At 56.6% G+C, this 11404-nt stretch carries 10 protein-coding genes; 4 read left to right on the top strand and 6 right to left on the bottom strand.

The window, feature by feature from the left end; all coding sequences use genetic code 11:
* Together Q7T06_RS12285 and polA are read right to left on the bottom strand one after the other, a co-directional pair.
* The coding region (locus Q7T06_RS12285; RefSeq protein WP_304785082.1) for a dienelactone hydrolase family protein at nt 1-780 on the bottom strand (780 nt) is incomplete at its 3' end.
* 120 nt (nt 781-900) lie between these two features.
* Complete coding sequence (polA, locus tag Q7T06_RS12280; RefSeq protein WP_304785088.1) at nt 901-3651, bottom strand: DNA polymerase I; 2751 nt, start codon at nt 3649-3651, stop codon at nt 901-903.
* Nucleotides 3652-3916: 265 nt separating this feature from the next.
* Between polA and Q7T06_RS12275 the strand changes: the two genes are divergently transcribed.
* The 3 genes from Q7T06_RS12275 (at nt 3917) to Q7T06_RS12265 (ending at nt 6167) form a co-directional block, all read left to right on the top strand.
* Nucleotides 3917-4327 carry a DUF2782 domain-containing protein gene (locus Q7T06_RS12275; protein WP_304785081.1) on the top strand — a complete coding sequence of 137 codons (411 nt, stop codon included), beginning with the start codon at nt 3917-3919 and terminating at the stop codon, nt 4325-4327.
* A 98-nt stretch (nt 4328-4425) separates the two neighbouring features.
* Nucleotides 4426-5394: a homoserine kinase gene (locus Q7T06_RS12270; RefSeq protein WP_304785079.1), complete on the top strand. Its 969-nt coding sequence runs from the start codon at nt 4426-4428 to the stop codon at nt 5392-5394.
* On the top strand, nt 5394-6167 hold the full coding sequence (locus Q7T06_RS12265; protein WP_304785086.1) for a BPSS1780 family membrane protein: 774 nt from the start codon (nt 5394-5396) through the stop codon (nt 6165-6167). The genes Q7T06_RS12270 and Q7T06_RS12265 overlap by 1 nt, the downstream gene beginning before the upstream one ends.
* Before the next feature lie 43 nt (nt 6168-6210).
* Here Q7T06_RS12265 and Q7T06_RS12260 read toward each other — a convergent pair whose 3' ends face one another.
* The 4 genes from Q7T06_RS12260 to thiS form a co-directional block, all read right to left on the bottom strand.
* Nucleotides 6211-8502: a UvrD-helicase domain-containing protein gene (locus Q7T06_RS12260; RefSeq protein WP_304785077.1), complete on the bottom strand. Its 2292-nt coding sequence runs from the start codon at nt 8500-8502 to the stop codon at nt 6211-6213.
* Nucleotides 8503-8693: 191 nt separating this feature from the next.
* Nucleotides 8694-9323 (bottom strand): thiamine phosphate synthase, encoded by a 630-nt coding sequence (gene thiE / locus Q7T06_RS12255; protein WP_304785075.1) that lies wholly within the window; start codon nt 9321-9323, stop codon nt 8694-8696.
* Nucleotides 9324-9361: 38 nt separating this feature from the next.
* Complete coding sequence (locus Q7T06_RS12250; RefSeq protein WP_304785073.1) at nt 9362-10159, bottom strand: thiazole synthase; 798 nt, start codon at nt 10157-10159, stop codon at nt 9362-9364.
* A 72-nt stretch (nt 10160-10231) separates the two neighbouring features.
* A complete protein-coding gene (gene thiS / locus Q7T06_RS12245) occupies nt 10232-10435 on the bottom strand; it encodes a sulfur carrier protein ThiS (protein ID WP_304785084.1) in 204 nt (67 codons plus the stop codon).
* A gap of 237 nt (nt 10436-10672) precedes the next feature.
* Here thiS and Q7T06_RS12240 point away from each other — a divergent pair.
* A partial coding sequence (locus Q7T06_RS12240; protein ID WP_304785071.1) for a class I tRNA ligase family protein occupies nt 10673-11404 on the top strand: 732 nt, incomplete at its 3' end.

Here is an 11404-nt window from a genome sequence, read left to right as displayed (position 1 = left end):
GGCATCCTTGAAGAGCACGAACTCCGATTTGCTGCGCCCCTTCTCGAGCGCAGCCTTCATCTGGACTATGGTCGTGACCGGTATGCCGCCATCCTGCCCGCCATACAAACCGAGCACCGGCGCCTGCAGCCTGGCTGCGATATCGACCGGATGAGCCGGCGTCAGCGGCGTACTCGTACCGACCAGGCGACCATACCAGGCGACACCGGCCTTGATATGCGGATTGTGCGCGGCGTACATCCAGGTAATGCGTCCACCCCAGCAAAATCCGGTGATACCGAGCTTGTTCGTATTGCCGCCATTGGCCTTGGCCCATGCCACCACCGCATCGAGGTCCGTCATCACCTGTGCATCCGGCACCTTGCTGATGATTTCCTTCTGCAACTCGGCTATCGTGCCGTACGCGCCCGGGTCGCCCTGACGGACGAATAATTCAGGCGCCAGCGCCAGATAACCCAGCCTGGCAAAGCGGCGCGCCACATCGGCGATGTATTCATGCACGCCAAAAATTTCCGAGATGACCAGTATCACCGGCAGATTGGTTTTGCCTTCCGGCTGCGCGCGATAGACTGGCACCGCCTGGCCATTGACCATCACCGTCACTTCGCCGACCGTCAAACCCTTTGCATCGGTCTTGACCACGCTTTGCGCATGCACCGGCAACACCGCTGCGGCAAAGCCTGTACCCAGCGCAGTTTTCAGGAAACCGCGTCTATCCACGCCATCGGATAGCGGCGTTTTGGCAACCAGACTGGCGAAATCTTCTTTCAAATTTTCCATGGCTAAGCTCCAGCGTATCGTTACGTTTGCAAATATCTGCGGCAGCATTTTCATGCATGGCGCAGACGGGGAAATCCATGTGCGAATTCATGCGCTTGATCAACACCTTCAATGCGCTGCTTAATGCGCCTCTTCCCAGTTCCTGCCGACGCCCACTTCAGCTATCAAGGGCACTTTCAATTGCGCGACATTGCGCATCAGCTCCGGCAACTTTACACGCACCAGGGCCAATTCGCTTTCCGGCACCTCCAGCACCAGTTCATCATGCACCTTCATGATCATCTTGCTCTGCAGTTTTTCCGCTTCCAGCCAGTCTTGCACGGCGATCATCGCCAGCTTGATCAAGTCGGCCGCCGTGCCTTGCATGGGCGCATTGATCGCAGCGCGCTCGGCGCCCTGACGGCGCGGGCCATTCGGCGAATTGATTTCCGGCAGCCACAGGCGACGGCCAAATACGGTTTGCACATAGCCGCGCGCCTTGGCTTCCAGCCGCGTCTCATCCATGTAACGCTTGACGCCGGCGAAGCGGTAGAAATATTTTTCGATATAGCTTTGTGCAGCCGAGCGTTCTATACCCAGATTGCCGGCCAGACCGAATGCGCTCATGCCGTAGATCAAGCCGAAGTTGATCACTTTCGCATAACGCCGCTGTTCACTATCCACGTCAGCAGCATTGACGCCAAAAATTTCTGCCGCGGTGGCGCGATGTATATCGACCCCTTCGGCAAATGCGCGCAACATGTTTTCATCGCCCGAGATGTGCGCCATGATGCGCAATTCGATTTGCGAATAATCGGCCGACACGATCACGCTGCAGGGCGGCGCGATGAAGGCTTCGCGTATGCGGCGTCCCTCTGCATTGCGCACCGGGATGTTTTGCAGATTGGGTTCGTTCGATGACAGCCGCCCGGTAACGGCGACGGCTTGCGCATAATTGGTATGCACGCGCCCGGTGCTCGGATCTATCATCTTCGGCAACTTGTCAGTGTAGGTCGACTTCAGTTTCGACAGGCCGCGATATTCGAGCAAGACCTTGGGCAGCGGATAATCTTCCGCCAGCTTTTGCAGCACTTCTTCATCGGTGGATGGCGCGCCGGATGGCGTTTTCTTGACCACCGGCAGCTGCAGTTTTTCAAAGAAGATTTCGCCTATCTGCTTGGGCGAATTCAGGTTGAACGGCTGGCCTGCAAGTTCGTATGCGCTCTGCTCGATTTCCAGCATGCGCTTGCCGAGTTCACTGGACTGAATGGCCAGCAAGGCGGGATCGATCAAGACGCCATTGCGCTCGATCTTTTGCAACACGACTGCAGTCGGCACTTCTATTTTTTCATAAATGTAAGTCAGGCCGGCATCTGCCGCCACATGCGGCCACATGCTCAGGTGCAGCTGCAGCGTGATGTCTGCATCTTCTGCCGCATAGTCGGTCGCGCGCGCGATGTCGACCTGGTCGAAACAGATTTGCGACGCGCCCTTGCCGCACACTTCCTGGAAAGTGATGGTCTTGCGATTCAAATGACGCAAAGCCAGACTGTCCATATCGTGACTGCGGTGCGATTCGAATACATAGGATTCGAGCAGGGTATCGTGCGCGATGCCGCGCAGCTGCACGCCTTGATTGGCAAAGATATGGCTATCGTATTTCAGGTTTTGCCCGACTTTCAGCTTGCTGTCATCTTCCAGCCAAGGACGTAACTTTTGCAGCACTAGATCGCGCGACAATTGCGGCGGCGCATCCTGATAGCGATGCGCCACAGGTATGTAGGCTGCCACGCCCGGCTCGCAGCACAGCGAGATGCCGACCAGCTGCGCCTGCATAGGCTCCAGCGAGGTAGTTTCGGTATCGATAGACGTCAAGGCGGCGGCATTGATTTTTTGCAGCCAGCGGTCAAGGTCGGCTTCGGTCAATACCGTTTCGTAATGTTTTTCCACTGGCGGCACGTCAGTATCAAACAAGGCGCCTTGCGGTGCCGTTGCTGGCGCAGCCACACCAGCACCAGCAGGCGATGCGGCATCTTCCGTCAACTCGCGCAACCAGCTCTTGAAACCATTGCGCTTGAAGAAGGCGATCATCGCTTCCTTGTCTTCCGGCTGCTGCGTCAATGACTCCGGAATCGATGTCATGTGTGCAGACAGGTCGCAATCCGTTTTGACCGTGATCAAGACTTTCGCTTGCGGCAACCAGTCGAGTGCGCTGCGCAAATTCTCGCCAACTACGCCCTTGATGTCCGCCGCATGCGCGACGATGCCGTCCAGCGTGCCATATTGCGTCAGCCATTTCACCGCCGTCTTCGGACCGACCTTGCTGACGCCCGGCACATTGTCGACGGTGTCGCCTATCAAGGTCAGGTAATCGACGATGCGTTCCGGCGGCACGCCGAATTTGTTCACCACGCCATCACGATCGAGCTTTTCATTACTCATCGTATTGACCAGCGTGACATGTTCATTGACCAGTTGCGCCAGATCCTTGTCGCCAGTCGAGATCACCGTTGACATCCCATGCCTGACTGCATCGACGGCCAGCGTGGCGATCACGTCATCGGCCTCTATACCTTCTATCATCAGGATGGGCCAGCCCATCGCACGCACGGCTTCATGTATCGGTTCGATCTGGCGCACCAGGTCTTCCGGCATCGAAGCGCGCTGCGCCTTGTATTCGGCATACAAATCGTCGCGGAAAGTCTTGCCTTTGGCATCGAAAACGCAAGCCATGTAAGCGCTCGGGTAATCCTTGCGCAGGCGGCGCAGCATATTGATCATGCCGTAGATGGCGCCAGTCGGCGCCCCTTCCGGGCCGCGCAAATCCGGCAGCGCATGGAAAGCACGGTACAAATAGCTGGAGCCATCGACTAATAACAGGGTTTTATTCATAGGGATACGGTAGGCAAGACGGCCGGCTGAGGGCGTAGGCACTCATGGCAAATGGCTACGATTATCGCAGAGTTTGCGCCACCAAATTACCCAAACCCGGGACCCGCCTGGAATGTGGGCAAATAGGCATACGTGCAAAATTGGCATTATGCACAGCCGGCCTCATGAACTGCGCGGCAAACCGAACTAATTTACTGCAGGCATGAGCCGGTTTGCTACAATGAAGCACATTGGTTTCCTTTTAACGACGGCTTCTTCATACATCATGCGCACATTCAAACTCTGGTCACTTATTACGATTTCCGCTGCGGTCATCGCAACACCTCTGCTTGTCAGCGCACAATCGACCCCGCCGGCCAAGGATATCGCGCCGCCACCGCCGCAAATGCAGCGCCTGGAAGAAGGCGAAGCGCCTGCTGTGACCATACGCCAGCCAGATACCAAGCAAAAAATTACCGAGAAAAAATCCCAGGGTAAAGTCACTGAAGTCAAAGTGCAGACCGGGAAAAGCACTTATTACGCCAAGCCGAATGATCCAGCCGGCAGTGCGATGCGCGGCGACGGACAAAGCGACACCACCCGTCCGGTGCAATTCAAGGTAGGCGAATTCGGGCCACCGAAAAACAAACAGGTAGAAGACGCGGCGCAAACCCTGGCACCTGCGCCTGCCAAGTAATTGCTCCACTAAAGACTGCAGCAAGCACGCTCAAAATAACGCACGCAGGTGCGTTATTTTTTTCTTTTTGATGACACGTATTTTTACTTTATTTCCTCATGGCAGTATTTACTCCGGTCAGCCTGGATGACCTCAGCTCATGGATCAAGCAATTCGATCTGGGCCGCGCGCTCGCGATCAAGGGCATTTCATCGGGCATAGAAAACACCAATTTCTTCATCACCACCGAGCGCGGCGAATATGTGCTGACCGTGTTCGAGAAACTCACTTTCGAACAACTGCCGTTTTACCTGAATCTGATGCGTCACCTGGCGGAACGCGGCGTGTCCGTTCCTGCGCCTGTCGCCAATCGCGAGGGTTCCATCATCAATGCACTGCATGGCAAGCCGGCCTCTATCGTGACCAAGCTGCAAGGCGATTGCCAGCTCTCGCCGCGGCCTGTGCATTGCGCAGCAGTCGGCGCGATGCTGGCATGCATGCACATGGCGGCAGAGGATTTTTCGATACGCCAGCCGAATCTGCGCGGCATAGCATGGTGGAATGAAACCACGCCAGTCGTCCTGCCGCACCTGTCCGACAGCGACCAGCAATTGCTGACGACTGAAATGGCTTTCCAGAATGCGTTTGCCGCAACTGACACTTACCGCGAATTGCCGAACGGCCCGATACACGCCGACCTGTTCCGCAACAATGTGATGTTTGATGGCGATGAATTGACGGGTTTCTTCGATTTCTATTTTGCCGGTTGCGATACCTGGCTGTTCGATGTTGCCGTCACCGTCAACGACTGGTGCATAGATATTGATAGCGGCGAACTCGATCAGGCACGCGTACGCGCGATGCTCGATGCCTATCATCAGATCCGGCCGTTCAGTGATGCCGAGCAAACCGCATGGCAAGCCATGCTGCGCGCTGCCGCACTGCGCTTCTGGCTGTCGCGCCTGTATGATTTCCATATGCCGCGCGATGCGGAAATGCTGACGCCGCACGATCCGGCGCACTTTGAACGTATTTTGCGCCTGCGTATCTCACAAGCTGCGCCTGCACTTTTCACGAATGCTGGATGATGGAAAAATTACCTGCAAAAACCGGTTGGTTATGGGTCAAGCAAGGCTTTGCCTTGTTCCGCAAGCAGCCGGCTGAACTGTCGACTCTCTTTTTCGGCTACATGTTCCTGATGCTGGCGCTCGGCATCATTCCTGTCATCGGTCAATTGCTGCCGCTGATACTGGTACCGCTATTTTCGATGAGTTTCATGCATGCATGCGCGTATATCGAAACCGGCAAGCGCGTGTATCCGAACCTGCTGCTGGTCGGCTTCCGCTCGCCTGCAGTGCGCACACTGATTAAATTGGGCATCCTGTATTTGCTGGCAGCGATTGTTGCAGTCGGCGCGTCCAGCCTGATCGATGGCGGCGTGTTCTGGCAAGCCATCACTGGCCAGATCGCGCTGGATGCAGAAACGGTGCGCAACTCCGACATGACGCTGGCAATGTTTTTTGCCGCCGCAGTCTACACGCCGGCAGCGATGGCATTCTGGTTTGCCGCGCCCCTGATCGCGTGGCAAGGCATGGGCGTGGGCAAGGCAATTTTCTACAGCTTTTTTGCCGTGCGTCGCGCCGGCAAGGCCTTCATCATTTACGGCCTGGCGTGGGTGACGATAGGCATGATCCTGCCGGTGATTGTGAGTTCGATTTTCGGCATGTTCTTCAACTCGCCGACTGCATCGATCTTCATATTGCTGCCGATGTCGCTGGTGCTGACCGTCATCATGTACTGCTCGTTCTATCCAACCTACACGCAAATGTTCGGCGCACCGCCGGAACCGCTGCCGTCCTGAACCAGCGGCGATGCAGGCTGCATGCCGGCATCGCCGCTCATCTTCAGCCGGCTACCTTGTCTAGCTTGGCGATACTCAAATCCAGTAACTTCATCCCGTGCCGACCGAAGTTGATATGTGCGCGCGCACTGCCGCCGCTGCCTTCGATATTGACGATCACACCTTCACCGAACTTGGCATGTGCGACTGATTCGCCTATGCGCCAGCCTGTATCTGTCTTGGCAATGCTTTGTGCAATCCTGTTGGAGCCTGCGCCGAGCGCATCTTCCCATGCCGCTTTCGGATGCGCGTACCAGTGATGCTGCTGTTGCGGCTGCACTTTGGGCGACAACCATTTCAATGAATCTTCCGGCATTTCATCGAAGAAGCGCGACTTCATGTTGTAACGCATCTGGCCGTGCAACATGCGCGTTTGTGAAAAGCTGATGTACAGGCGACGCTTGGCGCGCGTGATTGCCACATACATCAGGCGCCGCTCTTCCTCGACGCCGCCCTCTTCCTTCTGCGAATTCTCGTGCGGGAACAAGCCTTCTTCAAGACCGGTGATGAACACTGCATCGAACTCCAGGCCCTTGGCCGAATGCACGGTCATCAACTGCAAGGCATCCTGGCCAGCCTGCGCCTGATTGTCACCCGCTTCCAGCGATGCATGCGAGAGGAAAGCCGACAGCGGCGACATCACGGCAGGCAAGGGCGCATCGGCGTCCAGCACTTCGATGCCATCCTGCGTGGTAATGGCCGGCCCGGCCATCTGCTCGCTTCTGGGGCCCTGCATCGCAGGCGCGTCATGACCGAAACCTTCTTCGGAAACAAACAGGGTGGCTGCACTCACCAATTGCTCCAGATTCTCGACCCGGTCCGCACCGTCTTTTTCATTATGGAAGTGCGTCATCAAGCCGCTGGCATCGAGCACCACCTGCACCATTTCCGGCAACGGCAAATGCTGCGACTCGAAGCGTGCACTTTCCACCAGCTTGACGAAGGCGCCCAGCGAGGAACCCGCCTTGCCGGCGACATAAGGCACCGCCGCATAGAGTGAAATGCCATACTGTTTAGCGGCATCCTGCAATTGTTCGAGCGAGCGCGCACCTATGCCGCGCGTAGGGAAATTCACCACCCGCAAGAAAGCGGAATCGTTGTGCAGGTTATCCATCAACTGCAGATAGGCAATCGCATGCTTGACTTCGGCGCGCTCGAAATAGCGCTGGCCACCGTACACGCGATATGGAATACCGGCGGAAAACAAGGCATGCTCCAGCACCCGCGACTGTGCATTCGAGCGATACAGCACGGCGATGTCGCTGCGGATGGCGCCTTCCGCGATCAGGCTCTTCGTCTCTTCGATGATCCACTGCGCTTCCTGCAAATCGCTGGTGGCTTCATAGATCCGCACCTGTTCGCCGTGGCCGGCATCGGTGTGCAGATTCTTGCCCAACCGCTTCGTATTGTTTTCGATCAGCATGTTCGCGGTATCGAGTATGTGACCGTGCGAGCGATAATTCTGCTCCAGCTTGATCAGGTTCTCGACCTTGAATTCACGCTCGAAGGCGCTCATGTTGCCGACGTTGGCACCGCGGAAGGCATAGATGCTTTGGTCGTCGTCGCCGACGGCAAACACTGCACCTTGCGTGCCGGCCAGCAGCTTCAGCCAGTTGTATTGCAGGTTGTTCGTATCCTGGAATTCGTCGACCAGTATATGACGGAAGCGCGCCTGATAATGCTCGCGCAAGGGCTGGTTGCGGCTCAGCAGTTCATAGGTGCGCAGCAGCAGTTCGGCAAAGTCGACCACGCCTTCGCGCTGGCATTGCTGGTCGTAGATTTCATACAGCTCGACCATCTTGCGATTGTAATCGTCAAACGCTTCCACCTCGCTGGCGCGCAAACCCTGATCCTTGGCGCTGTTGATAAAGTACATCAGGCTGCGCGGAGGGTATTTTTCATCGTCGATATTGTTTGCCTTCAGCAAACGCTTAATCATCGACAACTGGTCTTGCGAATCAAGGATCTGGAAAGTCTGCGGCAATGCAGCGTCGCGATAATGCGCGCGCAGCAAACGGTTACACAAGCCGTGAAAAGTGCCTATCCACATGCCGCGCGTATTGATAGGCATCATCGCCGACAGGCGCGTCATCATTTCCTTCGCCGCCTTGTTGGTGAAGGTCACCGCCAGTATGCCGGACGGCGACACCTGCCCGGTCTGGATCAGCCAGGCGATGCGCGTGGTCAGCACGCGCGTTTTGCCGGAGCCGGCACCGGCCAGAATCAGCGCCGGTTGCGCAGGCAAAGTGACAGCCGCGAGTTGTTCTGGATTGAGATTGTGTAGAAGGTTTTGCATCTATCGATTATAGCCGCCGCGGGGGTGTGGCGCGGCGCTGATTGCACGCCCTTCGACGCAGCGGCCCGACATCAATTGCCGGGCTACATGCCTCGCCCCTGCAAAAAAATTGCCTGTCTTTCATCGAGCAGGATATGTCGATAAAAGACAGGCAAGGTGGATTGCTTGCGTGCGATGCACGCGCACTAAAATCAGTCAGCGAACAAACTGACGAAAGCACGCGCCGCAGCTTGCGGATCGCCGGCCAGATAAATGCTGCTGATCGCAGCCACCATATCGGCACCATTCGCAACCAGTGGCGCCGAATTTTCCTTCGTCATCCCGCCGATGACGCAGCTAGGCACCTTGCCTTGCGCCTTCCATTCAGTGACGATAGTCGCTGCAGTCGTGACCGGATATTTCTTCACCTTCGATGGATAGAAACCGCCAAACGCGACATAGCTGGCGCCGGCCGCTTCTGCCGCATGCGCCATCTCCAGGCTGCCGTAGCAGGATGCGCCGAGGATCTTGTTCAGACCGATCGCCTTGCGCACTTCGGCGACGGCCATGTCAGTACCGCCGACGTGGATGCCGTCTGCATCGAGGTCCATGCACAAGTCTATGTAATCGTTGATGATGAACGGGCATTGGTAGCTGCGTGCCAGCGCCTGCAGGCATTCAGCCTGTTCGCGGCGCAAGGCTGCATCGGCAGTCTTGTGACGGTATTGCAGCAGGCTGACGCCGCCCTTCAATGCCAGTTCGGTGATTTCCAGCAGTTTGCGGGTGTCATCCCAGTCGGGCGTGACGAGGTATAAACCGTGCAGCTTGGATGCGTTATTCATGGGTATCCGTGTTCTGTTCTATGCGTTTATATTGCGTTCTACACTACGCGGCCAGCCATAGGCGACGAAGGCGAAGCGGAAAAGCGTTTGGCGATGCGGCCTGCGAGGTAGGCGTTGCGGCCGGCGTCTATGCCCAGCTTCATCGCATGCGCCATGCGCACCGGGTCTTGCGCACCGGCTATCGCGGTATTCATCAAGACGCCATCGCAGCCGAGTTCCATCGCAATTGCGGCATCCGATGCCGTGCCGACGCCGGCATCGACGATGACCGGCACTTTGGATTGCTCGATGATCAGCGACAGATTCCACGGATTCAGTATGCCCATGCCGGAGCCGATCAGCGAGGCCAGCGGCATGATGGCGGCGCAACCTATGTCTTCCAGCATGCGCGCCTGGATAGGATCATCGCTGCAGTAGACCATCACGTCGAAACCATCCTTGACCAGTATTTCAGCAGCCTTCAGGGTTTCCGGCATGTTCGGGAACAGCGTCTTTTCATCGCCGAGAACTTCGAGCTTGCAGAGCTTGTGGCCGCCAAGGATTTCGCGGCCCAGTTGCAGCGTGTAGATGGCATCGGCAGCGTTGTAACAACCTGCAGAATTCGGCAACAAGGTGAATTCGGACGGCGGCAATACGTCGAGCAAACTCGGCGCATTCGGGTCCTGCCCTATATTGACGCGGCGGATCGCGACCGTGACGATTTGTGCGCCACTGGCCAGGCTGGCCTCACGCGTCTGCGCCAGGTCCTTGTATTTGCCGCTACCGACCAACAGGCGCGAGCGGTAAGTGGTGCCGGCTATGGTCAGCAAGTCGTCGGTAAAAGTATTCGTAGTCATGAAGGTTTCTGATTCCTGTTCAGGCACACACAATAAGCACGCAAGGCAGCTGCCTTGCGCTTGTTCCTATGATCAGCCACCGCCTATCGCACGCACGACATCGACGCGGTCGGCCGGCTGCAACCGCCGTTGCGCCCACAGGCTGCGCGGCACGATCTCGCGATTGATGGCGACGGCAACCGCCTTGCCGGCCAGCGACAATGCAGCGATCAACTGCTCTACATTTTGGTCCGCTTCCAGCTGATGGGCAGCACCGTTTAATTCAATTTCTATCATCGCGTCACTATTTTCAATCAGGGTGGGTGCTGCTTGCATGGCTAGAACCAAGTCAGATCAGCAGCCATTTCTTCTGCCTGGCACATGACTAGCTGCTCAAACACCGCATATTGCACAAAAATCAAGGCCTGCATCCATCCACGGAGACCAGAATTCTACCTCCATTTGCCTGGTCCGAGGCAATGCAGCCCTCATCGTCACTTATAATGCTCGATTCGATACAATTCTTTCAAAATCATGGAATTAGCAAAATCTTTCGATCCAGCCGACATAGAAGCGTTCTGGCGTAGCGAATGGGAAAAACGCGGCTACTACGCCGCGACCACCGATGCCGGCAAACCCGCATTCAGCATCCAGTTGCCGCCGCCTAACGTCACCGGCACTTTGCATCTGGGTCACGGCTTCAACCAGACCATCATGGACGGCCTGACGCGCTATCATCGCATGCGCGGCTTCAACACGGCATGGATTCCCGGCACCGATCATGCTGGTATCGCCACGCAAATCGTGGTTGAGCGCCAGCTTGATGCGCAGAAAATAACGCGCCATGACTTGGGTCGCGAAAAATTCATCGAAAAAGTCTGGGAGTGGAAAGAAAAATCCGGTTCCACCATCACTGGCCAGATGCGCCGCCTCGGAACCTCGCCAGACTGGAGTCGCGAATACTTCACGATGGATGAACCACGCTCGAAAGTTGTCACCGAAGTATTCGTGCGTCTGGTTGAACAAGGCTTGATCTATCGCGGCAAACGCCTGGTCAACTGGGACCCGGTACTCGGTACCGCTGTGTCGGATCTGGAAGTCGTCTCGGAAGAAGAAGACGGCCACATGTGGAACATCCGCTATCCATTAGCAGATGGTTCGAAATACCAGTTCCCGATTGCGTTCGATGAAGAAGGCAAAGCCACCGAATGGGAAGAGCGCGATTTCATCGTCGTCGCCACCACACGTCCGGAAACGATGTTGGGC

Origin of the sequence: Herminiimonas sp. (assembly GCF_030645555.1) — a bacterium.
GTDB lineage: Bacteria > Pseudomonadota > Gammaproteobacteria > Burkholderiales > Burkholderiaceae_D > Oxalicibacterium.
The sequence above is the reverse complement of the archived record's forward strand: the minus strand, read 5'-3'. Positions and strand labels throughout refer to the sequence as shown.